Here is a 23,574-nt window from a genome sequence, read left to right as displayed (position 1 = left end):
CCAGAAAGCAGAGCTCAAAAGCGCCGCCAGCGGCCTTCTGGCTATGGGGGCGTGGAGAAGGATAACGTACAGATAGCAAAAAGGCGCCTTTAGGGCGCCTTTTTACACTGGTGGGTCGTGCAGGATGACTCGCTTCGCTCGCCCTTCGGGCCGTCGCCATAAACGGCTCCGGTGTCTCGCCATGAATGGCTCGACCCGAACCTGCCGCAGGTTCGAATCTGTTTGGCGTACAGATAGCAAAAAGGCGCCTTTAGGGCGCCTTTTTACACTGGTGGGTCGTGCAGGATTCGAACCTGCGACCAATTGATTAAAAGTCAACTGCTCTACCAACTGAGCTAACGACCCCTTGCGGGTTACTGCACTTGCTCAATACTTTCTTTCAGAGTGGGTCGTGCAGGATTCGAACCTGCGACCAATTGATTAAAAGTCAACTGCTCTACCAACTGAGCTAACGACCCGTTAGGGTGTTATCTGAAAGATCTACTGCTGATTACCAATCAGAGTGTTTCCACTAAAGCGATTGGTGGGTCGTGCAGGATTCGAACCTGCGACCAATTGATTAAAAGTCAACTGCTCTACCAACTGAGCTAACGACCCGAGTGGTGGGTGATGACGGGATCGAACCGCCGACCCCCTCCTTGTAAGGGAGGTGCTCTCCCAGCTGAGCTAATCACCCGATACTGCGCTGGTTACTCTTTGTGGTGCGTCGTGGAGGGAAGAATGCTTAACGATGCTTGCGCGGCGTTGCCTTCACGATCTCGCTTGTTCTAACCACTTAAGCGAGTGGTGGGTCGTGCAGGATTCGAACCTGCGACCAATTGATTAAAAGTCAACTGCTCTACCAACTGAGCTAACGACCCACATTTTTGCCACCACAGGTTTGTTTCGTATCCCGTGGCAACGGCGGCATATATTACTGATTTAAGATTCTGACGCAACAAAAATTTCGAGGCAGATCACTTAACTGCTTACGTTTCATGCGGCAAGACCAGAAATAATACGGCATCTGGTCAAGCCGCATGCATTACATAGCATTGAGACGTTTTTGCGCCTGCTTTGCGCCTTCAGTGCCCGGGTATTTGGAGACAACCTGCTGATAAACGGCCTTCGCTTTCGCGGTATCGCCTTTATCCTGCATGATTACGCCAACCTTAAACATCGCATCTGCCGCTTTCGGTGACTTGGGGTAGTTCTTCACCACCGAGGCGAAGTAATACGCTGCGTCATCCTTCTTACCTTTGTTGTAATTCAGCTGGCCGAGCCAGTAATGCGCGTTCGGCTGGTAAGTGGAATCCGGGTATTGCTTAATGAAATTAGAAAACGCGGTGATGGCTTCATCCTGACGGGATTTATCCTGCACCAGCGCGATCGCTGCGTTGTAATCGGTATTGGCATCCCCGCTCTGCGTCGGCGCGCTGGCAGCAGGAGCTGAAGCGCCTGCGTCCGGTGCGGCAGATGCCGCGCCGGTTTGCGCCGACGCGCCATCCTGCGCCGCTGCCGCTCCGCCATTGCCATTACTCAGACTGTCCATCTGCAGCAGGATCTGCTTTTGACGTTCCACAATCTGGTTTAGCTGATACTGATTTTCCTGAATCTGACCGCGCAGGGCATCAATATCGGACTGATTATCGGAAAGCTGCTGCTGAAGCTGGGTTAAAAGCTGGCTGTGAGCGTTGGAAATACGCTCAAGTTGAACGACACGGTCTTCGACCGAGCCTGAGCCGACATCACTGATTGGCGCCTGGGCATTAGCGGCCCAGGGGGCCGCTACGCCAACCAGTAACGACAGACCCAACAGGTGATGTCTGAAGTTACTGATCATGCAATTCTCTTAGTAAACCAGTACGGCGCGACGGTTTTTGGCATATGCCGCTTCGTCGTGACCCAGTACTGCAGGTTTTTCTTTACCGTAAGAAACGATGGAGATCTGGTCAGCAGAAACGCCTTTACCCTGCAGGTACATCTTAACGGCGTTAGCACGACGTTCGCCCAGGGAGATGTTGTACTCCGGGGTGCCGCGCTCATCCGCGTGACCTTCAACGGTCACTTTGTAAGACGGGTTGCTACGCAGGAAGTTAGCGTGAGCGTCCAGCATTGCAGCGAAGTCAGAACGGATGTCGTACTTGTCCAGATCGAAGTAAACGATGTTGTTCTGCTGCAGTTGCTGCATCTGCAGACGCGCCTGCTCTTCAGAAGACATGTTGCCGCCGTTGCCGTTCATACCAGTGCCGGCACCCAGCATGCCTTCGCCGCTCTGGTCATTGCTGGCGTTCTTGTTAGAAGAACACGCCGCGATTGCCATAACAGGCAGAGCGATCATCAGCCCTTTCAGCACTTTGTTCAGTTGCATTTCTTTGATTCCTTTAGTAATCAATTAATTATTATTACAGATACGGCGACCAGGCAGGCGATTTTACCTGTCCATCAGTTGCCGGAAGACGCGCTTTGAAACGCCCATCTGTAGAAACCAGGTTCAGCACGGATCCCATCCCCTGAGAAGAGCTGTAGATAACCATAGTGCCGTTAGGTGCCAGACTTGGCGTTTCATCCAGGAACGTTGACGACAGCGTCTGTACGCCACCCGTTACCAGATCCAGTTTAGCGATGTTCTGAGCGCCGCCATTGGAGCTCACCATCACCATAAATTTACCGTCAGAGCTTACGTCAGCGTCCTGGTTCTGAGAACCTTCCCAGGTCACGCGCTGCGGCGCGCCGCCGTTGACGTTCACTTTATAAACCTGCGGGCGACCCGCCTGGTCAGAGGTATAGGCCAGCGTCTGGCTGTCCGGATACCAGGTCGGTTCGGTGTTGTTGCTGCGGCCATCCGTAACCTGACGGATCTGACCTGAGCCAATATCCATCACGTACAGGTTCAGGCTGCCAGTTTTAGAGAGCGCGAAAGCCAGCTTGCTGCCGTCCGGCGAGAACGCCGGTGCGCCGTTGTGACGCGGGAAGGACGCAACCTGACGCACAGCGCCGTTCGCCAGTGTCTGGATAACCAGCGCGGAACGACCGCTTTCAAACGTAACGTACGCAAGTTTGCTGCCATCCGGCGACCAGGCCGGAGACATCAGCGGCTGCGGCGAGCGATGAACGACAAACTGGTTGTAACCGTCGTAGTCAGAAACGCGCAGCTCGTATGGGAACTGGCCGCCGTTGGTCTGAACCACGTAAGCGATGCGGGTACGGAAGGCGCCTTTGATACCGGTCAGCTTCTCAAACACTTCGTCGCTTGCCGTGTGGCCTGCATAACGCAGCCACTGCTTGTTCACTTTGTAGGAGTTCTGCGCCAGCACGGTGCCCGGCGCGCCGCCCGTATCCACCAGCTGATACGCCACGGTATAACTGCCGTCGCCGTTCGGCGTCACCTGCCCTACCACGACCGCGTCAATACCGAGCGCTGACCATGCCGCAGGCTGAACTTCCTGTGCGGAAGCAGGCTGCTGCGGCAGACGGGAGCGATCGAGCGGGTTGAATTTACCGCTGTTGCGCAGATCCGCCGCCACGATGCCGCCGATATCTTCAGGCGCGGCACCCGGGCCCGCCCATTTGAACGGCACCACACCAATCGGACGCGCCGAGTCAACCCCCTGGGTTATCTCGATGCGTACTTCTGCGTGCAGCACGGCTGCCCACAGCATCAGAAAACTAAATGCTAAACGTAATGCCTGCTTCATCATATCTCCCTTATCTGGACGCAAAGCCCTCGATAATTTAGCAGAATGTTAACAAACTCAAAGATAGACAACCACATTGCACGCCGGCTTAAACCGGACAGTGAAGCCCGGTTTTACCGGAAATCACTGCGGTTTGAAAAGCAACGGCGCGTTTTTAAAGACTTCATAAACGGCCTGGCTCGGCGGTTTAGGAATCTTAGCCTGTCGGGCGGCGGAGATAGCTGCCTGGCAAAGCGCAGGATCGCCACCTTCCGACTGGATATCCAGCAGTAAACCATCCGGCGCCAGTTTAATACGCAGCGTACAGGTTTTACCCGAATACGACGAGGCATCATAGAACTTGCTCTCGATCGCCGACTTTATCTGCGAGGCGTAACCGTTGATTTCAGCGCCGCTGGCACCGTTGTTCTTACTATTACCGCTACCCGCCGGCGCTGCATTACTGCCTTTCGCCCCACCACCGGTTTTCGGCGCATTCTTACCTGAGCTGAGATCGCCCAGCAGATCGTCAACGCCTTCAGCAGCGGCGGCCTTTTCAGCAGCCGCTTTCGCGGCGGCAGCTTTTTTGGCCGCTTTGTCCGCCGCCGCTTTCTTATCGGCGGCGGCCTTCTCAGCGGCGGCCGCTTTCTCAGCAGCGGCTTTCTCGGCAGCGGCTTTTTCTGCCGCCGCTTTTTCAGCAGCAGCTTTCTTCGCCGCCTCAGCGGCCGCTTTTTTCTCGGCGTCCTGCTGGGCTTTCTTCGCGGCGTCAGCAGCGGCTTTTTTCTCGGCTTCTTCCTGTGCTTTCTTCGCCGCAGCCGCCGCTTTCGCAGCCTCTTCCTGCGCTTTTTTCTGCGCGTCGGCAGCGGCTTTCTTCGCGGCTTCTTCCGCTGCTTTCGCCTGAGCGTCGGCTTTCGCTTTCGCATCCGCCGCGGCTTTGGCTGCCGCCTCTTCCGCCTGTTTTTGCTGCTCCTGAGCGCGCTTCGCCGCTTCTTCAGCCTGTTTCTGCTGCTCCGCCTGCTGCTGCGCTTTCTCCTGGGCTTCCAGACGCTCCTGCTCAAGTTTTTTCAGGCGTTCCTGTTCGGCCGCCTGTTTCTCGCGCAGTTCTTCAGCCTGCTGCTGCGCCTGTTTCTCGCGCTGCTCGGCGGCCTGTTTCGCGCTGGCCTGTTGCTGCTGCTGGCGGTTATATTGCTGCACTACCGCGCCGGGATCGACCATGACGGCGTCAATCGCAGAACCGCCGCCGCCGCCCGCAGCGTCTTCATTGATATGCTCGTCGAACGAGCTCCAGATCAGCAGCGCAATCAGCAACAGGTGCAGCACCACTGAAATGATGATCGCGCGTTTCAGCTTATCGTTTTGTTCGGTTGCCTTTGCCACTCTCGGTTTCCAAAACTTGTAGCCCTGTCAGGCGGGTGGATCAGATAGGCTGCGTCATTAAGCCGACAGATTTCACGCCTGCCTGATGCAACAGGTTCAGCGCTTTGATTATCTCGTCGTAAGGAACGTCTTTGGCGCCACCGATTAAAAAGACCGTTTTCGGGTTTTCCTGCAGGCGACGCTGCGCCTCGGCCACCACCTGCTCTGCAGGCAACTGGTCCATACGGTCTTTCTCCACTACCACGCTGTATTGGCCCACGCCGGAGACCTCAATAATCACCGGCGGGTTGTCATTACTGCTGACGGTCTGGGAATCCGTGGCGTCCGGCAAATCGACTTCCACGCTCTGGGTGATGATGGGCGCCGTCGCCATAAAAATCAGCAGCAGCACCAGCAGCACGTCCAGCAGCGGAACGATGTTGATTTCAGATTTCAGATCACGACGACCACGTCCACGTGTTCTGGCCATGACTTACCCCTTGTTGCTTTCGCTGGTACTGGTGCTGAAAGCCTGACGATGCAGGATAGCCGTGAACTCTTCCATAAAGTTGTCGTAATTCAGCTCCAGCTTGTTCACGCGCTGGTTCAGGCGGTTATACGCCATGACCGCCGGGATAGCCGCAAACAGGCCGATCGCGGTGGCGATCAGCGCTTCGGCGATACCTGGCGCGACCATTTGCAGCGTGGCCTGTTTCACCGCACCGAGCGCGATAAAGGCGTGCATGATCCCCCACACGGTACCGAAAAGACCGATATACGGGCTTATCGAACCGACCGTGCCGAGGAACGGAATATGGTTTTCAAGGGTTTCGAGTTCGCGATTCATCGAAATACGCATCGCGCGCGACGCCCCTTCGACAATCGCTTCCGGCGCATGGCTGTTGGCGCGATGCAGACGAGCGAACTCTTTAAAACCGGCATAGAAGATCTGCTCGGAGCCGGAGAGGTTTTCACGACGGCCCTGGCTCTCCTGATACAGGCGAGACAGCTCAATGCCCGACCAGAATTTATCTTCGAAGGCTTCTGCTTCACGCGAGGCAGCATTAAGAATGCGCGTTCGTTGAATGATGATGGCCCAGGACGCGATTGAAAAACCAATCAAAATCAACATGATAAGTTTAACCAGAAGACTTGCCTTCAGGAACAAATCAAGGATATTCATGTCAGTCACTGCTTGAACTCCGCGACAATAGACTTGGGAAGCGCACGAGGCTTCATTAAGAGTGGATCAACGCAGACAATCAGCACCTCGGCTTCGTTGAGAAGCTGGTTTTCCGCGTTAACAATCCGTTGCCTGAACACCATGGAGGTGCCACGCAGCGTGGTAATTTCGGTCTGGACTTCGAGCATATCGTCGAGTCGGGCAGGCGCAAGATACTCAAGCGTCATCTTGCGAACCACAAAGGCTACTCGCTCCGCCAGTAAATCCTGCTGATTAAAGTGGTGGTGGCGCAGCATCTCTGTGCGTGCTCTTTCATAAAAGGCGACGTAACTGGCGTGATAAACCACACCACCGGCGTCGGTGTCTTCGTAATAGACACGAACCGGCCATCGAAACAGCGTTGTGCTCACTCTACATCCCGGTAATGCAAATAAACGCTGCTACTATACGCAAGTGAATGTGGGTTTGGAATGGGGAGAAGTAAACGGAGAGTAAATATTTATGGGCTCCGAAAAGCCCACAGAAAAGCAGGTTAAACCTTGTTCAGGCGAAGAAAAAAAGCAGCCCGGCCAGCATTACCAGATCCGCTATCAGCGGACAGAAAATGCCCTGCCAGTGCACCGCACGGGGGCGGAACCCCACACCGTGAATAACCCCGGCGCAGACGGCCCACATCAGAAACAGCCCCTGCCAGATCTCAAGGCCGCTGGTCTTCGCCGCAAAGCGCGACGGGTCCCAAAACATGCAACCCGCCAGCATCAGCGCCATCATTAAGGAAAGAGCCCGTAACGGGCTCTTGTCCATTAGCGCGTAAAGCACGGTGATGAGGCGTTTCATCACGACTCGACTTTACCGGCTTTGGTCGCTTCAACATGCTCCAGCGCCAGGGCGGTAATGACCCCGAAAGCACAGGCAAGAAGCGTTCCGAGAATCCAGGCGAAATACCACATAGTCAGCTCCTTATCAGTACAGAGAATGCGTGTTGCTTTCGATATGTTCTTTGGTGATGCGACCAAACATTTTCCAGTAACACCAGGTGGTGTAGAGCAAAATGGTCGGCACAAACACCGCGGCGACATAGGTCATCACGGTCAGCGTCAGCTGGCTGGAGGTCGCGTCCCACATCGTCAGGCTGGCGTTCAGCATCGTGCTGGACGGCATGATGAACGGGAACATGGCGATACCGGCAGTCAGGATAACGCACGCCAGCGTCAGTGAAGAGAAAACGAACGCCCACGCGCCTTTACCCAGACGCGACGCCAGCACGGTCAGCAGCGGCAGCGCCACGCCCAGCGCAGGGATCACCCACAGCGCAGGCATCTTGTTAAAGTTAGCAAACCAGGCGCCCGCCTGACGAACCACTTCTTTATTCATCGGGTTAGAGGCCGCACGCGGATCGATGGCCGACGTCACGACATAACCGTCGATGCCATACATCACCCATACGCCCGCCAGCACGAAGCAGACCATCATCACCAGCGCGGAAATCTGCGCGGTCGCACGGGAGCGCAGGTGCAGCTCGCCGGTGGTACGCATTTGCAGATAGGTCGCGCCCTGGGTCAGAATCATCGCCACGCTCACCACGCCTGTCAGCAGACCAAACGGGTTCAGCAGCTGGAAGAAGTTACCGGTGTAGAACATGCCCTGGTATTTATCGAAGTGGAACGGCACGCCCTGCAGCAGGTTGCCGAACGCGACGCCTATCACTAGCGGCGGCACGAAGCTGCCCGCGAAAACGCCCCAGTCCCACATGTTGCGCCAGCGCATATCTTCAATCTTGGAGCGGTAATCAAAGCCCACCGGACGGAAGAACAGCGACGCCAGCACCAGAATCATCGCCACGTAGAAGCCGGAGAACGCCGCGGCATACACCAGCGGCCAGGCGGCGAACAGCGCGCCACCCGCGGTGATGAGCCACACCTGGTTGCCGTCCCAGTGCGGCGCGATGGAGTTAATCATCACGCGACGCTCGGTATCGGTACGCCCCAGGATGCGGGTCAGCATGCCGACCCCCATATCAAAGCCATCGGTGACCGCAAAACCGATCAGCAGAATGCCAACCAGCAGCCACCAGAGTAAACGCAATACTTCATAATCGATCATTTTACATCTCCTCGCTTAGCGTGCCGGCTGAGAAGCCACGGTGGACTGCTCGAAGTGATAGCGACCGGTTTTCAGGCTGCTCGGCCCCAGGCGGGCGAACTTGAACATCAGGAACAGTTCCGCCACCAGGAAGAGCGTGTACAGGCCGCAGATCAGCACCATAGAGAAGAGGATGTCGCCTGCAGACAGATTAGAGTGCGCCACCGCGGTCGGCAGCACTTCACCGATTGCCCACGGCTGACGACCGTACTCCGCCACAAACCAGCCCGATTCCACCGCAATCCACGGCAGCGGAATGCCGTAGAACGCCGCGCGCAGGAGCCATTTTTTATCGCCGATACGGTTGCGAATCACCGTCCAGAACGACGCGCCGATAATCAGCAGCATCAGGATGCCGCACAGCACCATGATACGGAACGAGAAGTACAGCGGCGCCACGCTCGGAATGGAATCCTGCGTTGCTTTCTGGATCTGCGCTTCGGTCGCGCCCGCGACGTTATCGGTATAGCGTTTAAGCAGCAGACCGTAACCGAGGTCTTTCTTCACGCTGTTAAATTCATCGCGTACCGCCTGATCGGTAGAACCGGAACGCAGCTGTTCGAGCAGCGCGTACGCTTTCATGCCGTTACGGATGCGCGCTTCGTGCTGCACCAGCAGATCTTTAAGGCCAATCACCGGCGTATCGACGGAACGGGTCGCGATAATGCCGAGCGCGTAAGGGATCTGGATCGAGAAGCGGTTTTCCTGGCCCTGCTGATCCGGAATACCGAACAGCGTAAACGCGGCTGGCGCCGGCTGGGTTTCCCATTCGGCTTCGATCGCGGCCAGTTTGGTTTTCTGCACGTCGCCCATTTCGTAACCGGATTCATCACCCAGCACAATAACGGAAAGCACCGCCGCCATGCCGAAGCTCGCCGCGATAGCGAAAGAGCGTTTGGCGAAGGCGAAGTCGCGACCTTTAAGCATGTACCACGCGCTGATGCCCAGAATGAACATCGCGCCGGTGCAATAGCCCGCCGCCACAGTGTGAACGAATTTCACCTGGGCTACCGGGTTCAGCACCAGCTCAGAGAAGCTCACCATCTCCATACGCATGGTTTCGAAGTTGAAATCGGACGCGATCGGGTTCTGCATCCAGCCGTTCGCCACCAGGATCCACAGCGCGGAGAGGTTGGAGCCCAGCGCCACCAGCCAGGTGACGGCCATGTGCTGCACCTTGCTCAGACGATCCCAGCCGAAGAAGAACAGGCCGACGAAGGTCGATTCAAGGAAGAACGCCATCAGGCCTTCGATAGCCAGCGGGGCACCGAAGATATCGCCTACATAGTGGGAATAATAAGACCAGTTAGTCCCGAACTGGAACTCCATGGTCAAGCCGGTCGCCACGCCCAGTGCGAAGTTGATACCAAACAACTTGCCCCAGAACTTGGTCATGTCTTTATAGATTTGTTTACCAGAGAGGACGTAGACCGTTTCCATAATGGCCAGCAGGAACGCCATACCGAGCGTCAGCGGCACAAAAAGGAAGTGGTACATCGCGGTCAAGGCAAACTGTAAGCGCGACAGTTCGACTATATCTAACATCTTGACTCCTTGCTCCTCGCATGAAGACTTCGAGCGTGGCGTTTTTTAAAAACGCCACAACGCATGCCCCAATACCAATGACATTTGCTCCCGTTAGCCGTCGCTTAAATCACTGCGTGTATTTGTGAAAAAGTAAAGGCGAAAGGTTACAAATAAGTTAAAAGAAATCCAAATTGATTCGGCAAATATTTTACGCTGCAATCCAGAGATAATAAACAGATTTGCACATACCGTTATTTGCGTTTTTCGATGGCGATCAATTTATACCTAAATTGCCGCTCCGAGACCAGATTGATCAACCGCAATTTAGCGCTTTCTCACGCTTTTTATCAACTGAAAAAGTTTGATTCAAATCAGTTTTTATACCCATTGTTAATTATGTTTCACCCCGAACGGGTTAAGTGAAAATAATGTTAACGATAAGTGTTTTTTTAACGACTATCGGGTTACCAAAGCGCAACGAATAATAACTCTGGGTTATTTCTCTGAACATCGATTCGAGATATCAATCACACTTCCTTGTTAATATCGGCAGTGAATCGAAATTCCTTAGATCAAAAAATATCTTTTTATTTCACAATTAATTTACTTATTAATTTCACTATTAAAACTTATCGCTTATTGCAGCACGCCACAAAAGCGTCATGTCCTCTCGGAACCGTGAAATCCTCATCAAACCACCTGGCGTGAATGAATACGCCTGCGCAAGCCTTGAGCGTGATGCCCTGTTTTACGTTCAGCGCCTCTGTAACACGTGCTCATCGGCTGCGCCGGATTCCGTAAAGCCTGACGCGCAAATGCGCCCAGAAGGCGTTTCAGGAGGGTTGTAGCATCATAATGAACATTGCCGCCCGCAAACGCGCCCAGGCACCGCCGCAGGCAATAAAAAAGGCTACCCTTGCGGGTAGCCAACCATGTCGAATCTTATTATTGGATGTGTTTACCTCGCATCCACGAGGCGAGACGTTTAGTTCAGAATGGTTTTCAGCGCGTCGCCGATGTCCGCCAGGCTGCGAACGGTTTTAACGCCTGCCGCTTCCAGCGCGGCGAATTTCTCATCCGCCGTGCCTTTGCCGCCTGCGATAATCGCGCCCGCGTGGCCCATACGCTTGCCTTTCGGCGCGGTAACGCCCGCAATGTAGCCCACCACCGGTTTGGTAACGTGATCTTTAATGTACGCCGCCGCTTCTTCTTCCGCGCTACCGCCGATCTCGCCGATCATCACGATCGCTTCGGTCTGCGGATCTTCCTGGAACAGCTTGAGGATGTCGATGAAGTTAGAACCCGGGATCGGGTCGCCGCCGATGCCCACGCAGGTGGACTGGCCGAAGCCGTAATCGGTGGTCTGCTTAACCGCTTCATAGGTCAGGGTGCCGGAGCGGGAGACGATCCCCACGCGGCCTGGCTGATGAATGTGGCCCGGCATGATACCGATTTTGCACTCGCCTGGGGTGATAACGCCCGGGCAGTTCGGACCAATCATGCGCACGCCCGCTTCATCCAGCTTCACTTTTACGGTCAGCATATCCAGCGTCGGGATGCCTTCGGTAATGGTGATGATGAGCTTAATGCCTGCATCGATGGCTTCCAGGATGGAGTCTTTGCAGAACGGCGCCGGTACGTAAATCACAGACGCGGTCGCGCCGGTCGCTTCTACGGCTTCGCGCACGGTGTTAAACACCGGCAGGCCGAGGTGCGTGGTGCCGCCTTTGCCCGGCGTGACGCCGCCAACCATCTGCGTACCGTAGGCAATCGCCTGTTCGGAGTGGAATGTCCCCTGGCTGCCGGTAAAGCCCTGGCAGATAACTTTGGTGTTTTTATCGATCAGAATGGACATTATTTCCCCTCCACAGCAGCAACTACCTGCTGAGCTGCATCCGTCAGACTTTTCGCTGCAATAATATTCAGGCCGCTGTCGGCCAGTTTCTTCGCGCCCAGCTCGGCATTGTTGCCTTCCAGACGCACCACCACCGGCACGTTCACGCCCACTTCCGCCACCGCGCCGATGATGCCGTCGGCAATCAGGTCGCAGCGCACGATGCCGCCGAAGATGTTAACCAGAACGGCTTTCACTTTGTCGTCAGACAGAATGATTTTGAACGCTTCGGTTACGCGCTCTTTAGTCGCGCCGCCGCCCACGTCCAGGAAGTTCGCCGGCTCGCCGCCGTGCAGCTTCACGATATCCATGGTGCCCATCGCGAGGCCCGCGCCGTTTACCATGCAACCGATGTTGCCATCCAGCGCCACGTAGTTCAGTTCCCACTGCGCGGCCTGTGCTTCGCGCGGGTCTTCCTGAGACTGGTCGCGCATTTCACGCAGATCCGGCTGGCGGAACAGCGCGTTGCCGTCAGCGCCCAGTTTGCCGTCGAGACAGATCAGGTCGCCCTGAGAGGTGATAACCAGCGGGTTGATTTCGATAAGCGCCAGGTCGCGCTCCAGGAAAATGTTGGCCAGGCCCATGAACACTTTGGTGAACTGCTGGATAAGTTTCCCTTCAAGACCCAGTTTAAAGGCCAGCTCGCGTCCCTGATACGGCATCGGGCCGGTCAGCGGATCGATAGAGACTTTGTGGATCAGGTGCGGGGTTTCTTCCGCCACTTTTTCAATTTCCACGCCGCCTTCGGTCGAGGCCATAAACACCACGCGACGGGTGCCACGGTCAACCACAGCGCCGAGGTAGAGTTCTTTCGCGATATCGGTCGCGGCTTCCACCAGGATCTGGTTGACCGGCTGACCGTTGGCGTCAGTTTGGTAGGTCACCAGGCGTTTGCCCAGCCAGTGCTCGGCAAAGGCGCGAATCTCTTCTTTGCTCTTAACGACTTTTACACCGCCCGCTTTACCGCGGCCGCCCGCGTGAACCTGGCATTTCACCACCCACGGGCCGGAGCCGATTTTAGAGGCGGCTTCTTCTGCTTCACGCGGGGTTGAGCAGGCATAACCCACTGGCGTCGGTAAGCCTGATCTGGCAAACAGCTGTTTCGCCTGATATTCGTGTAAGTTCATCTCTTCAGTCCATCAAGAAAAAGCGCATTCACGCTCGGAGTTCGAAATTGCCGCGCCTCGCGGCGCGACCATAAACACTACCTGAGGGCGGACGAGCCGCCCTTCTGAAACTACACGTCCAGCAGCAGACGAGTCGGATCTTCCAGCAACTCTTTAATGGTCACCAGGAAACCTACGGATTCACGGCCATCGATCAGGCGGTGATCGTAGGAGAGCGCCAGGTACATCATCGGCAGGATCTCCACCTTGCCGTCCACCGCCATCGGGCGATCTTTAATGGCGTGCATGCCAAGGATCGCGCTCTGCGGCGGGTTGATGATTGGCGTGGACATCAGCGAGCCGAAAACGCCGCCGTTGGTAATGGTGAAGTTACCGCCGGTCAGGTCTTCCACGGTCAGTTTGCCGTCGCGGCCTTTCACGGCCAGCTCTTTGATTTTTTTCTCGATGTCGGCCATGCCCAGCACGTCAACGTCACGCAGGACCGGCGTAACCAGACCGCGTGGCGTGGAGACCGCCATGCTGACGTCGAAGTAGTTGTGATACACCACGTCGTCGCCATCGATAGACGCGTTCACTTCCGGGAAGCGTTTCAGCGCTTCCACGACCGCTTTCACGTAGAAAGACATAAAGCCCAGACGGATACCGTGACGTTTTTCGAAGGCGTCGCCGTACTGCTTACGCAGATCCATAATCGGCTTCATGTTTACTTCGTTGAACGTGGTCAGCATCGCGGTGGAGTTTTTCGCCTCCAGCAGACGCTCGGCGACACGCTTACGCAGACGCGTCATCGGCACGCGTTTTTCGCTGCGGGCGCCGAGTTGCGGCGCAGCAGCGGCCGCTTGTTCCGGTGCTTTTGCCGCGTCGCTGCCGTTCGCTTTCGCCAGATGTTTTTCCACGTCTTCCCGGGTCAGACGGCCGCCCACGCCGGTGCCTTTAATGGCCGCCGCGTCGAGGTTGTGTTCGGCGAGCAGACGGCGAATCGCCGGGCTCAGCGCGTCGTTATTTTGTTCTTCGAGCGATGCCTGCTGGCGCTGCGCCGGGGTAGACGCTTTCTCTTCCGGTTTGGCGCTGCTCTCTTTGCCTGCGCTGTTGCCTTCTTTCAGGCGGCCCAGAACCTGGCGAGAGGTCACGGTGCTGCCCTCGTCTTCCAGTATCGCATCCAGAACGCCGTCAGCCGACGCCGGTACTTCCAGTACCACTTTGTCAGTTTCGATTTCTACCAGCACTTCATCGCGTTTCACCGCGTCGCCCGGCTTTTTGTGCCAGGTGGCCACGGTTGCGTCAGCAACGGATTCAGGCAGGTCGGGAACAAGAATATCTACGCTACTCATTATTTATCCTTTAATTAATTGACGTTCAGCGCGTCATTAACCAGATCTTGTTGCTGTTTCTGGTGAACGGACATATACCCTACCGCAGGCGAGGCGGAGGCCGGGCGGCCTGCATAACGTAATGCAGAACCAAACGGAATCACTTCACGGAAGTTGTGCTGGCTGCAATACCAGGCGCCCTGGTTGAGCGGCTCTTCCTGGCACCAGACGAAATCATGTACGTGCGCGAACGGCTTCAGCGCTTCCTGCAACGCGTGATGCGGGAACGGATAGAGCTGTTCGATACGGACAATCGCCACATCCTTCTGATCATTCTTACGACGCTGTTCCAGCAGGTCGTAATAAACCTTACCAGAACAGAGCACGACGCGTTTCACGCCTTGCGGATCGATGTCATCGATTTCGCCGATAGCAGGCTGGAACGCGCCGTTCGCCAGTTCATCCAGCGTGGACACGGCCAGCGGGTGGCGCAGCAGCGATTTTGGCGACATGACAATCAGCGGACGACGCATACCGCGCAGCGCCTGACGACGCAGCATGTGGTAAACCTGCGCAGGCGTTGACGGCACGCACACCTGCATGTTCTGCTCGGCGCAGAGCTGCAGATAACGCTCCAGACGCGCGGAGGAGTGCTCAGGGCCCTGGCCTTCATAGCCGTGCGGCAGCAACATCACCAGACCGCACATACGGCCCCATTTCTGCTCGCCGGAGCTGATGAACTGGTCGATAACGACCTGCGCACCGTTGGCGAAGTCGCCAAACTGCGCCTCCCAGATGGTCAGGGTGCGCGGCTCTGCGGTGGCATAGCCATATTCAAACGCCAGCACCGCTTCTTCAGAGAGTACGGAGTCCCAGACTTTAAACTGGCCCTGGCCGTTATGAATGTGTTGCAGCGGCACCCAGGTCGACCCGTTGGTCTGGTTATGCACCACCGCGTGACGGTGGAAGAACGTACCGCGACCGGAGTCTTCGCCGGACAGACGCACCGGAATGCCTTCATCGACCAGCGTCGCGTAGGCCAGCGTTTCCGCCCCGCCCCAGTCGAACGGTTTCTCGCCGTTCGCCATCAGCTGACGGTCGCCGTAAATTTTCGCCACGCGCGACTGCATCTCAATGCCGTCCGGCACGGTGCTGATGCGCTTCGCCAGCTCCTGCAGACGCTTCATCTCGACTTTATTCGGGTAGCTTTCATCCCAGTCATGGTTGAGATACGGCGACCAGGTGAAGGAGTGCATGTTCATCGGACGCCACTCTTTCACCACGCACTCGCCGGCATCCAGCGCGTCGCGGTAAAGGTTGACCATCTCGGTCGCGTCCTCAAGCTTCGCCACGCCTTCCTGCTCCAGCTTGTCAGCGTAGAGTTTGCGCGGGGTCGGATGCTTTTTGATTTTCTGATACATCAGCGGCTGGGTCGCGCTCGGCTCGTCGGCTTCGTTATGGCCGTGACGGCGGTAGCACACCAGGTCGATAAACACGTCGCGTTTGAAGGTGTTGCGGAAATCGAGTGCCAGGCGGGTAACAAACGCCACGGCTTCCGGATCGTCCGCGTTGACGTGGAAAATCGGCGCCATCACCATTTTGCCGATGTCGGTGCAATACGGGGTGGAGCGGGCATCAAGCGGGTTGGACGTCGTAAAGCCCACCTGGTTGTTGATAACGATACGTACCGTACCGCCCACTTCGTACCCGCGCGCTTTGGACATGTTCAGGGTTTCCTGAACCACGCCCTGCCCTGCGACGGCGGCGTCGCCGTGAATGGTGATCGGCAGCACTTTGTTGCTGCTCGGCTCATCCAGACGGTCGAGACGCGCGCGCACGGAGCCAATAACCACCGGGCTGACAATCTCCAGGTGCGACGGGTTAAACGCCAGCGCCAGGTGTACCAAGCCGCCTTCGGTTTCGATGTCGGACGAGAAACCCATGTGGTATTTCACGTCGCCGGTGCCGAGATGCTCTTTATGTTTACCGGCAAATTCGTCAAACAGATCCTGCGGTTTTTTACCGAGCACGTTAATCAGGACGTTAAGACGACCGCGGTGCGCCATACCCAGCACCACTTCGCGCGTGCCGCTCTTACCGGCATGGCGAATCATCTCTTTAAGCATCGGGATTAACGCATCGCCGCCTTCGAGCGAGAAGCGTTTCGCGCCAGGGAATTTGGCGCCCAGATAACGCTCCAGACCTTCCGCTGCGGTCAGCTCACTCAGGAAGCGTTTTTTCTCATCCGCGCTAAAGCCCGCGTGGCCTGTGACTGATTCGATACGCTGTTGGATCCAGCGTTTCTCTTCGGTCGAGGTAATATGCATGTATTCCGCGCCGATGGAGCCGCAGTAAGTCTGCTTAAGCGCCTCGATGAGATCGCCGAGCTTCATGGTCTCTTTGCCGAGCGCGAAAGAGCCTACGTTAAAGGTTTCCTGGAAATCGGCTTCGGTCAGATCGTGGAAAGCAGGATCCAGATCCGCGACGCGCTCCTGCTGCCACAAGCCAAGCGGATCGAGATTCGCGTGCTGGTGGCCACGGAAGCGATAGGCGTTAATAAGCTGCAGGACTTTAACCTGCTTCGCATTCGTGTCAGGGTCGGAAATCGAGGAAGAGTAACGTGAGGCATCCTTCGCCAGACGACGGAAATAATCACGCGTTTTTGAATGGAATTGATCCGGTTTCGCGCCGGTGCCAGGCAGTTGCTGGAACATAGAGCGCCAGTGGGCGTCCACTGAATCAGGATCGGTTAAGAAGTCTTCATAGAGCTGTTCTATCCAGCTCTGGTTAGAGCCAGAGAGGTAAGAAGAGTCCAGCCAGGCTTTCATTGCGCCGTTCTGCATCGTGATCCCTTAAGCATGTCTGCTTATTTCGCCGTAGAAACTACCACGTACAGTGTTGTACGTGCCGGGGTTCACCTGCGAGCTCTTGTCTAGTGCGGGCCCGCGAAGGAACCTTTAAAAACAGCCTGTAACTCTCGCTTTTCTGGCTGCGACGGCGTTGCGTCTTTCTCTCACCCCAGTCACATAGGTCACTATGCTCCTGGGGACTCGTTCAGCCGCGCCTTGTCTCGCTCAGAAAATCTCGGTTACCTATTCTCTGTGGCAGTTTTTAAAGGTTTCCTGCTTTTCCCTCTCCCCTCAGGGAGAGGGATATTTCTTTGTAGGGCGGGTAAGCGTATGCGCACCCGCCACTACTACAACCACAACGCGTGCTTACGCGCTGCGCTGCAACAGCATCGACTTAATATGACCGATGGCGCGCGTCGGGTTTAACCCCTTCGGACAAACGCTCACGCAGTTCATGATGCTGTGGCAACGGAACACGCTGAACGCGTCGCTAAGGCCATCCAGGCGCTCGTTGGTTTCGGTATCGCGGCTGTCGATAAGGAAGCGATACGCGGCCAGCAGCCCTGCCGGACCAATGAACTTATCCGGGTTCCACCAGAACGACGGGCACGACGTCGAACAGCAGGCGCAGAGAATGCACTCATACAGCCCGTCGAGCTTCTCGCGCTGTTCCGGCATCTGCAAATGCTCGCGCGCCGGCGGATTGTGTCCATTATTCAACAAGTAAGGTTTAATCTTCTCATATTGGGCGTAGAACTGCCCCATGTCCACTACGAGGTCGCGGATAACCGGCAGACCGGGCAGCGGACGGATAACGATTTTCTGCTTACCCGCGCCTAAGCTTGAGACCGGCGTAATACAGGCCAGACCGTTTTTACCGTTCATGTTCAGGCCGTCGGAGCCACACACGCCTTCACGGCAGGAGCGGCGGAAAGAGAGGCTCGGGTCCTTTTCTTTCAGCAGCATCAGGGCGTCGAGCAGCATCATGTCGCGCCCTTCTTCCTGATCCAGGGTGTAATCCTGCATGCGCGGCGCGTCGTCGACATCCGGGTTATAGCGATAAATGGAAAACTCGAGTTTCATCACATTGCTCCGCTCTTAATAAGTACGCACTTTCGGCGGGAAAGCTGGGCGCAGCTTAGGCTGCATATTCACTTCGCGACGCGTCATGCTCTCTGTTTGCGGCAAGTAGAGGCTGTGGCACAGCCAGTTTTCGTCGTCGCGGTCCGGGAAGTCGAAGCGACTATGCGCGCCGCGGCTCTCGGTACGGAAGTTCGCCGATACGGCCGTGGCGTAAGCGGTTTCCATCAGGTTATCCAGCTCCAGACACTCGACGCGCTGGGTGTTGAACTCGCTGGAGGTATCGTCAAGACGCGCGTTTTTCAGGCGCTCGCGGATGGCTTTCAGCTGCTCAAGCCCTTTGGCCATCGCGTCGCCTTCGCGGAATACCGAGAAGTTGTGCTGCATACATTCCTGCAGCGCTTTGCGGATTTCGACCGGGTCTTCGCCGTCGCGGTTGGTGTTCCAGCGGTTAAGTCGCTCCAGAGAGAGCTCCACGTCAGAGTCGCTGGCGTCGCGAAGCGGGCCCTGCTCGGCGATGGATTCCTGCAGATGCAGCCCCGCCGCACGGCCAAACACCACCAGGTCAAGCAGCGAGTTGCCGCCCAGACGGTTGGCGCCGTGTACCGACACACAGGCGATTTCGCCGACGGCGAACAGGCCCGGGATCACCACGTCTTCGCCCTGCGCATTCACGGTCAGCGCCTGGCCGGTCACTTTGGTCGGAATACCGCCCATCATGTAGTGGCAGGTCGGGATAACCGGGATCGGCTCTTTGACCGGGTCGACATGCGCGAAGGTGCGGGAAAGCTCCAGAATACCCGGCAGACGGGATTCCAGAACATCTTTGCCCAGATGGTCGAGCTTGAGCTTGGCGTGCGGGCCCCACGGACCATCGCAGCCGCGGCCTTCACGGATTTCGATCATGATGGAGCGCGCCACCACATCGCGACCCGCGAGGTCTTTCGCGTTCGGCGCGTAACGCTCCATAAAGCGTTCGCCGTGTTTGTTCAGCAGGTAGCCGCCTTCACCGCGGCAGCCTTCGGTGACCAGTACGCCCGCCCCGGCGATGCCGGTCGGGTGGAACTGCCACATTTCCATATCCTGCACCGGCACGCCGGCGCGCAGCGCCATGCCGACACCGTCGCCGGTGTTAATGTGGGCGTTGGTGGTGGACTGATAAATACGGCCTGCGCCGCCGGTCGCCAGCACGGTCGCGCGGGCTTTGAAGTAAACCACTTCGCCGGTTTCGATGCACAGCGCCGTACACCCGACAACCGCGCCATCCTGGTTTTTCACCAGATCCAGCGCATACCACTCGGAGAAAATCGTGGTGTGGTTTTTGAGGTTCTGCTGATAAAGCGTGTGCAGCAGCGCATGACCGGTACGGTCCGCCGCCGCTGCGGTGCGCGCCGCCTGCTCGCCGCCGAAGTTTTTCGACTGGCCGCCGAACGGGCGCTGGTAGATACGGCCGTCGTCAAGACGGGAGAACGGCAGCCCCATGTGCTCAAGCTCCAGAATCGCTTCAGGGCCGGTTTTACACATATATTCAATCGCGTCCTGGTCGCCGATATAGTCGGAACCTTTTACCGTGTCATACATGTGCCATTCCCAGTTATCTTCATGGGAATTGCCAAGCGCAACGGTAATACCGCCCTGGGCGGAAACGGTGTGAGAACGGGTCGGGAACACCTTGGAGAGCAGCGCGCATGTCTGGCCGCTCTGGGAAATCTGCAGCGCCGCGCGCATACCTGCACCGCCTGCGCCAATAACAACGGCATCAAATTCTCTGACTGGCAAATTCATTTACACACCCCACACCACAACAAAGCCATAAATCACGTAAACCACCAGAGCGACGACAATCGCCAGCTGCAAAAAGAGGCGCAGCGCCAGATGTTTTACGTAGTCGGTCAGCACCTGCCACATCCCAATCCACGTATGGACGAGAATCGAAACCAGGGTCAGCAGGGTGAACACTTTGGTGAAGGTGGAGGAGAAGAAACCTGTCCAGACTTCATACGTCAGGTTGCCGTTCATCGCGAAGAAGCCAATCATATAAATGATATACAGCGTCATGACGATGGAGGTGGCGCGAACGAGAATGAAGTCATGTACGCCGTTGCGTCCTAATGCGGAGGCGTTGCTTACCATACGAGGACTCCTGCGAGAATTGAAAGCACGACAGTAATAATAAAAGCGAACTTAGCGGAGCGTTGGCCTGCTGCGAAGGTTTCTTCAAGGTAGCCGAAATCCATCAACATATGGCGAACGCCGCCGACGACGTGATACGCCAGTGCGGTGAGGATGCCCCACATGATGAATTTAACGAAGAAACTGTCCATGATGCTGGACGCGGTCAGAAAGCCTTCTTGAGACGAGAGAGACAGCCCTAACAACCAAAGCAGAATGCCGACGGCGACAAAGGTAATCACGCCGGAAACGCGGTGGAGGATAGAAGCGATCGCGGTGACAGGAAACCGGATCGTTGTCAGATCCAGGTTGACAGGTCGTTGTTTATTCACCTTTTTTATCATGAATGCGCCCACATGCTGTTCTTATTGTGTCCTTCCTCCGGTCTGCAGGCGGGTCAAGCAGCGTCATCTTTCTATAACTCCGCGTCATGCAAAATCACCGCTTCCAAAGGCTGCATGACGTGTTACTACGCTGGGTGGCTCGCGGTTGCAAGGTGTTCCGGAGACCTGGCGGCAGTATAGGATGTTCACAATATCATTACAATTAACATACAAATACTTTGGCCGCTTTTGGTCGGAACAGTGACCAGGATCACGATAACAACATTATTTTAATTTTTAATCATCTGATTTGACAAATGTTAAACAAATTAGTTACAAACATCACCAGGAAATGCATATAATTCGCAAAAGTTATGGGGTCATGCTTTCACCTGAGAATAAGTTATGTAACAGTGTGCCGGTATTGACCGCAGTAATTTAGCCAGGTATTAGTGATAATCAGGTTTGAAAAAGACTGACGGCTAACACCCTGATTTACTGTTATTTCACCCAGGTTTAAATGGTTGCCTGCAAGCCGCCCATCGCTCTGTACCCTGGTTTCCCCTCTGAAACAGAGCTGCGCGCCACACAACAAACTGGCAACTGTCCCCCTGCTGGCTGGAGGTAAATCGGCGGTTAACCGTCGCAAGCAACAGGCGCTAAGGAGACCGTAAATGGCTGATAAAAAAGCAAACCTAACCTATAACGGTGATGGTGCTATTGAACTGGATGTGCTAAAAGGCACGCTCGGTCAGGATGTAATCGATATCCGTAGTCTTGGTTCTAAAGGTGTTTTCACGTTTGACCCCGGCTTTACCTCTACCGCATCCTGCGAGTCCAAAATCACCTTTATTGATGGTGACGAAGGTATCCTGCTGCACCGCGGTTTCCCTATTGATCAGTTAGCCACCGAGTCCAACTATCTCGAAGTGTGCTACATCCTGCTCTACGGCGAAAAACCGACTCAGGAGCAGTACGACGAATTCAGAACCACCGTGACCCGCCACACCATGATCCACGAACAGATCACCCGTCTGTTCCACGGTTTCCGTCGCGATTCCCATCCGATGGCGGTGCTGTGCGGCGTGACCGGCGCGCTGGCGGCGTTCTACCACGACTCGCTGGACGTCAATAACCCGCGCCACCGTGAGATTGCGGCGTTCCGCCTGCTCTCCAAAATGCCGACTGTGGCGGCGATGTGTTACAAATATTCGATTGGCCAGCCGTTTGTTTATCCGCGTAACGACCTCTCTTACTCCGGCAACTTCCTGAATATGATGTTCTCCACCCCGTGCGAACCTTACGAGGTTAACCCGGTGCTGGAGCGCGCGATGGATCGCATTCTGATCCTGCACGCGGATCATGAGCAGAACGCCTCGACGTCGACTGTCCGTACCGCAGGCTCCTCCGGCGCGAACCCGTTTGCGTGCATCGCGGCCGGTATCGCCTCCCTGTGGGGACCGGCACACGGCGGCGCGAACGAAGCCGCACTCAAGATGCTGGAAGAGATCAGCACCGTTGAGCACATTCCGGAATTCGTGCGTCGCGCGAAAGACAAAAACGACTCTTTCCGCCTGATGGGCTTCGGTCATCGCGTTTACAAAAACTATGACCCGCGCGCTACCGTGATGCGTGAAACCTGTCACGAAGTGCTGAAAGAGCTCGGCACCAAAGATGACCTGCTGGAAGTGGCGATGGAGCTCGAAAACATCGCGCTCAACGACCCGTACTTCATTGAGAAGAAACTCTACCCGAACGTGGATTTCTACTCCGGTATCATCCTGAAAGCGATGGGTATTCCGTCTTCAATGTTCACCGTAATCTTCGCCATGGCGCGTACCGTGGGCTGGATTGCGCACTGGAACGAAATGCACAGCGAAGGTATGAAAATCGCGCGTCCGCGTCAGCTCTACACCGGCTACGAGCAGCGTGATTTCAAATCAGATGTCTCGTCGCGCTAATTCACGCTGCGGATAATCTGAAAAACGCGCCTGCGGGCGCGTTTTTTTATGGCGGTTTCATCAGCCCGGCGGGTGCGAAGCCGCACCCACCATTCCCCATCATCCCCCACGCCTCATCACTTCTGACACCCCGGACACCAGTAAAACGGCCGCGACGACAGCGTCGTTTTTTCGATAATCCCCCCGCACCGGCGGCATTTTTTCCCGGCGCGATGAAACACCTCGAAGCGAAACAGCGCGCCGTGGTGTTTGTTCTCATCCGCCTGGCCGCGCGTCTGGTAGGAAAGCCGGGGAATATCAAGGCAGGCGCGGGCCAGCGCGTCGAGTTGCGCGTCGTTCAGCGCTGACGCTTTATGGCGCGGCGCAAGCTGCGCCTGCCAGAGGATCTCCACCCGCAAATAGTTGCCAAGCCCGGCGAGAAACGCCTGATCGAGCAATAGCCCGCTAAACTGTCGGCGATGAAAGCGCGGGCTTAACAGTCGTTCTTTGACCTGTTCCACCGTCAGCGACAGATCCAGCACGTCCGGCCCGACACGCTGTAAAAACGTGTGCGCCGCCACGCCGTCGGCGTCGAGCATCTCAATTTCCGAGGCGCTGTAGAGCAGAACCGCGGCATCGGGGGTGTCGAGCCGCACCCGCAGGCTGCGCGTGGTCTGGGGCGTTTCGCCCGCCTTCACCACCCGCCAGACCCCGTACAGCTGGTTATGGCTGTAGAGCGTCAGCCCGTTGGAAAAATGCGTCAGCAGCGCTTTACCCCGGGTTTCGAAGCGCTCGACGCGCGCGCCCGTCAGCGCCGCCTCAAACGCTTTCAGTTCAGGAAAAGCAAACCAGACGTGGGTCAGCGGTTTACCGGCCACCGCCGCTTCAAGTTTGTCCGCCGCGCGGCGGATCTCCGGTCCTTCCGGCATCGTGCATCCTTTTAGGTGACATCATCATTAAAACCTGAGGATAACTGTAGCAGCGAGACCCGGGAGAAAACAAAACCGCCGCATAA

At 56.3% G+C, this 23,574-nt stretch carries 21 protein-coding genes, 5 tRNA genes, 1 other RNA gene and 1 pseudogene; 2 read left to right on the top strand and 26 right to left on the bottom strand.

Annotated elements, in window-relative coordinates:
* Window positions 1-108 precede the first annotated feature (108 nt).
* The 25 genes and pseudogenes from AFK67_RS21615 to sdhC all read right to left on the bottom strand — a co-directional run bounded on the left by AFK67_RS21615 (window position 109) and on the right by sdhC (window position 20,654).
* Window positions 109-238: non-coding RNA, RtT sRNA (locus AFK67_RS21615), on the bottom strand.
* A gap of 31 nt (window positions 239-269) precedes the next feature.
* Window positions 270-345: transfer RNA gene (locus AFK67_RS06425), tRNA-Lys, on the bottom strand.
* A 40-nt stretch (window positions 346-385) separates the two neighbouring features.
* Window positions 386-458, bottom strand: a tRNA-Lys gene (locus tag AFK67_RS06420).
* 63 nt (window positions 459-521) lie between these two features.
* Window positions 522-597 (bottom strand) — tRNA-Lys (locus AFK67_RS06415).
* 3 nt (window positions 598-600) lie between these two features.
* A tRNA-Val gene (locus AFK67_RS06410) sits at window positions 601-676 on the bottom strand.
* Between the two features lie 108 nt (window positions 677-784).
* A tRNA-Lys gene (locus AFK67_RS06405) sits at window positions 785-860 on the bottom strand.
* A gap of 164 nt (window positions 861-1,024) precedes the next feature.
* On the bottom strand, window positions 1,025-1,822 hold the full coding sequence (gene cpoB / locus AFK67_RS06400) for a cell division protein CpoB (RefSeq protein ID WP_007720014.1): 798 nt from the start codon (window positions 1,820-1,822) through the stop codon (window positions 1,025-1,027).
* A gap of 9 nt (window positions 1,823-1,831) precedes the next feature.
* Window positions 1,832-2,350 (bottom strand): peptidoglycan-associated lipoprotein Pal, encoded by a 519-nt coding sequence (pal, locus tag AFK67_RS06395; protein WP_004386751.1) that lies wholly within the window; start codon window positions 2,348-2,350, stop codon window positions 1,832-1,834.
* A 34-nt stretch (window positions 2,351-2,384) separates the two neighbouring features.
* Window positions 2,385-3,677, bottom strand: coding sequence for a Tol-Pal system beta propeller repeat protein TolB (gene tolB / locus AFK67_RS06390; protein WP_007720013.1), 1,293 nt, complete (start codon window positions 3,675-3,677; stop codon window positions 2,385-2,387).
* A gap of 123 nt (window positions 3,678-3,800) precedes the next feature.
* Window positions 3,801-5,033: a cell envelope integrity protein TolA gene (gene tolA, locus AFK67_RS06385; RefSeq protein ID WP_038883992.1), complete on the bottom strand. Its 1,233-nt coding sequence runs from the start codon at window positions 5,031-5,033 to the stop codon at window positions 3,801-3,803.
* A 40-nt stretch (window positions 5,034-5,073) separates the two neighbouring features.
* Entirely contained in the window at window positions 5,074-5,502 is a 429-nt protein-coding gene (gene tolR / locus AFK67_RS06380) for a colicin uptake protein TolR (RefSeq protein ID WP_007720011.1), read from the bottom strand.
* Window positions 5,503-5,505: 3 nt separating this feature from the next.
* Window positions 5,506-6,204, bottom strand: coding sequence for a Tol-Pal system protein TolQ (gene tolQ, locus AFK67_RS06375; protein WP_007756414.1), 699 nt, complete (start codon window positions 6,202-6,204; stop codon window positions 5,506-5,508).
* Complete coding sequence (gene ybgC / locus AFK67_RS06370) at window positions 6,201-6,605, bottom strand: tol-pal system-associated acyl-CoA thioesterase (RefSeq protein ID WP_007720009.1); 405 nt, start codon at window positions 6,603-6,605, stop codon at window positions 6,201-6,203. The genes tolQ and ybgC overlap by 4 nt, the downstream gene beginning before the upstream one ends.
* 133 nt (window positions 6,606-6,738) lie before the next feature.
* Window positions 6,739-7,032: a cyd operon protein YbgE gene (ybgE, locus tag AFK67_RS06365; protein WP_032967053.1), complete on the bottom strand. Its 294-nt coding sequence runs from the start codon at window positions 7,030-7,032 to the stop codon at window positions 6,739-6,741.
* On the bottom strand, window positions 7,032-7,145 hold the full coding sequence (gene cydX, locus AFK67_RS21610) for a cytochrome bd-I oxidase subunit CydX (protein WP_007706864.1): 114 nt from the start codon (window positions 7,143-7,145) through the stop codon (window positions 7,032-7,034). The genes ybgE and cydX overlap by 1 nt, the downstream gene beginning before the upstream one ends.
* A 13-nt stretch (window positions 7,146-7,158) precedes the next feature.
* Window positions 7,159-8,298 carry a cytochrome d ubiquinol oxidase subunit II gene (cydB, locus tag AFK67_RS06360; protein WP_007720006.1) on the bottom strand — a complete coding sequence of 380 codons (1,140 nt, stop codon included), beginning with the start codon at window positions 8,296-8,298 and terminating at the stop codon, window positions 7,159-7,161.
* Between the two features lie 15 nt (window positions 8,299-8,313).
* Window positions 8,314-9,882 carry a cytochrome ubiquinol oxidase subunit I gene (gene cydA, locus AFK67_RS06355; RefSeq protein ID WP_007720005.1) on the bottom strand — a complete coding sequence of 523 codons (1,569 nt, stop codon included), beginning with the start codon at window positions 9,880-9,882 and terminating at the stop codon, window positions 8,314-8,316.
* Between the two features lie 967 nt (window positions 9,883-10,849).
* Window positions 10,850-11,719, bottom strand: a complete 870-nt coding sequence (gene sucD / locus AFK67_RS06350) for a succinate--CoA ligase subunit alpha (protein WP_007720003.1) — start codon at window positions 11,717-11,719, stop codon at window positions 10,850-10,852.
* Complete coding sequence (gene sucC / locus AFK67_RS06345; protein ID WP_007720002.1) at window positions 11,719-12,885, bottom strand: ADP-forming succinate--CoA ligase subunit beta; 1,167 nt, start codon at window positions 12,883-12,885, stop codon at window positions 11,719-11,721. Before sucC ends, sucD begins: the two co-directional genes overlap by 1 nt.
* Window positions 12,886-12,995: 110 nt before the next feature.
* Complete coding sequence (odhB, locus tag AFK67_RS06340; RefSeq protein WP_007720001.1) at window positions 12,996-14,216, bottom strand: 2-oxoglutarate dehydrogenase complex dihydrolipoyllysine-residue succinyltransferase; 1,221 nt, start codon at window positions 14,214-14,216, stop codon at window positions 12,996-12,998.
* 14 nt (window positions 14,217-14,230) lie between these two features.
* On the bottom strand, window positions 14,231-17,038 hold the full coding sequence (gene sucA, locus AFK67_RS06335; protein WP_007720000.1) for a 2-oxoglutarate dehydrogenase E1 component: 2,808 nt from the start codon (window positions 17,036-17,038) through the stop codon (window positions 14,231-14,233).
* 372 nt (window positions 17,039-17,410) lie between these two features.
* The gene (locus AFK67_RS06330; RefSeq protein WP_007756395.1) at window positions 17,411-18,127 is read right to left on the bottom strand and encodes a succinate dehydrogenase iron-sulfur subunit; all 717 of its coding nucleotides are present in this window, start codon (window positions 18,125-18,127) and stop codon (window positions 17,411-17,413) included.
* Window positions 18,128-18,142: 15 nt separating this feature from the next.
* On the bottom strand, window positions 18,143-19,909 hold the full coding sequence (gene sdhA / locus AFK67_RS06325; RefSeq protein ID WP_032967051.1) for a succinate dehydrogenase flavoprotein subunit: 1,767 nt from the start codon (window positions 19,907-19,909) through the stop codon (window positions 18,143-18,145).
* Window positions 19,910-20,257 (bottom strand): succinate dehydrogenase membrane anchor subunit, encoded by a 348-nt coding sequence (sdhD, locus tag AFK67_RS06320; RefSeq protein ID WP_007719996.1) that lies wholly within the window; start codon window positions 20,255-20,257, stop codon window positions 19,910-19,912.
* Window positions 20,251-20,654, bottom strand: a pseudogene (sdhC, locus tag AFK67_RS06315) (succinate dehydrogenase cytochrome b556 subunit). Before sdhC ends, sdhD begins: the two are co-directional and overlap by 7 nt.
* A gap of 317 nt (window positions 20,655-20,971) precedes the next feature.
* Here sdhC and AFK67_RS23695 point away from each other — a divergent pair.
* Both AFK67_RS23695 and AFK67_RS06310 read left to right on the top strand, forming a co-directional pair.
* The gene (locus AFK67_RS23695) at window positions 20,972-21,061 is read left to right on the top strand and encodes a hypothetical protein (RefSeq protein ID WP_418884782.1); all 90 of its coding nucleotides are present in this window, start codon (window positions 20,972-20,974) and stop codon (window positions 21,059-21,061) included.
* A gap of 232 nt (window positions 21,062-21,293) precedes the next feature.
* Window positions 21,294-22,580: a citrate synthase gene (locus AFK67_RS06310; RefSeq protein ID WP_007719994.1), complete on the top strand. Its 1,287-nt coding sequence runs from the start codon at window positions 21,294-21,296 to the stop codon at window positions 22,578-22,580.
* Between the two features lie 116 nt (window positions 22,581-22,696).
* Here the strand turns inward: AFK67_RS06310 and nei are convergent, their stop codons facing one another.
* On the bottom strand, window positions 22,697-23,488 hold the full coding sequence (gene nei / locus AFK67_RS06305) for an endonuclease VIII (protein ID WP_007719993.1): 792 nt from the start codon (window positions 23,486-23,488) through the stop codon (window positions 22,697-22,699).
* Window positions 23,489-23,574: the final 86 nt, after the last annotated feature.

It is taken from the genome of Cronobacter dublinensis subsp. dublinensis LMG 23823 (genome assembly GCF_001277235.1).
Lineage (GTDB): Bacteria > Pseudomonadota > Gammaproteobacteria > Enterobacterales > Enterobacteriaceae > Cronobacter > Cronobacter dublinensis.
The sequence above is the reverse complement of the archived record's forward strand: the minus strand, read 5'-3'. Positions and strand labels throughout refer to the sequence as shown.

Bases quoted from the DNA above. Each gene is read 5' to 3' on its own strand.
- cydX (WP_007706864.1), bottom strand. From the start codon at position 7,145: ATGTGGTATTTCGCCTGGATTCTCGGAACGCTTCTTGCCTGTGCTTTC.
- odhB (WP_007720001.1), bottom strand. From the start codon at position 14,216: ATGAGTAGCGTAGATATTCTTGTTCCCGACCTGCCTGAATCCGTTGCT.
- AFK67_RS06310 (WP_007719994.1), top strand. From the start codon at position 21,294: ATGGCTGATAAAAAAGCAAACCTAACCTATAACGGTGATGGTGCTATT.
- tolR (WP_007720011.1), bottom strand. From the start codon at position 5,502: ATGGCCAGAACACGTGGACGTGGTCGTCGTGATCTGAAATCTGAAATC.
- sucD (WP_007720003.1), bottom strand. From the start codon at position 11,719: ATGTCCATTCTGATCGATAAAAACACCAAAGTTATCTGCCAGGGCTTT.
- cpoB (WP_007720014.1), bottom strand. From the start codon at position 1,822: ATGATCAGTAACTTCAGACATCACCTGTTGGGTCTGTCGTTACTGGTT.
- ybgE (WP_032967053.1), bottom strand. From the start codon at position 7,032: ATGAAACGCCTCATCACCGTGCTTTACGCGCTAATGGACAAGAGCCCG.
- sdhA (WP_032967051.1), bottom strand. From the start codon at position 19,909: ATGAATTTGCCAGTCAGAGAATTTGATGCCGTTGTTATTGGCGCAGGC.
- AFK67_RS06330 (WP_007756395.1), bottom strand. From the start codon at position 18,127: ATGAAACTCGAGTTTTCCATTTATCGCTATAACCCGGATGTCGACGAC.
- pal (WP_004386751.1), bottom strand. From the start codon at position 2,350: ATGCAACTGAACAAAGTGCTGAAAGGGCTGATGATCGCTCTGCCTGTT.
- nei (WP_007719993.1), bottom strand. From the start codon at position 23,488: ATGCCGGAAGGACCGGAGATCCGCCGCGCGGCGGACAAACTTGAAGCG.
- sucC (WP_007720002.1), bottom strand. From the start codon at position 12,885: ATGAACTTACACGAATATCAGGCGAAACAGCTGTTTGCCAGATCAGGC.
- tolB (WP_007720013.1), bottom strand. From the start codon at position 3,677: ATGAAGCAGGCATTACGTTTAGCATTTAGTTTTCTGATGCTGTGGGCA.
- AFK67_RS23695 (WP_418884782.1), top strand. From the start codon at position 20,972: ATGCATATAATTCGCAAAAGTTATGGGGTCATGCTTTCACCTGAGAAT.
- sdhD (WP_007719996.1), bottom strand. From the start codon at position 20,257: ATGGTAAGCAACGCCTCCGCATTAGGACGCAACGGCGTACATGACTTC.
- sucA (WP_007720000.1), bottom strand. From the start codon at position 17,038: ATGCAGAACGGCGCAATGAAAGCCTGGCTGGACTCTTCTTACCTCTCT.
- cydA (WP_007720005.1), bottom strand. From the start codon at position 9,882: ATGTTAGATATAGTCGAACTGTCGCGCTTACAGTTTGCCTTGACCGCG.
- cydB (WP_007720006.1), bottom strand. From the start codon at position 8,298: ATGATCGATTATGAAGTATTGCGTTTACTCTGGTGGCTGCTGGTTGGC.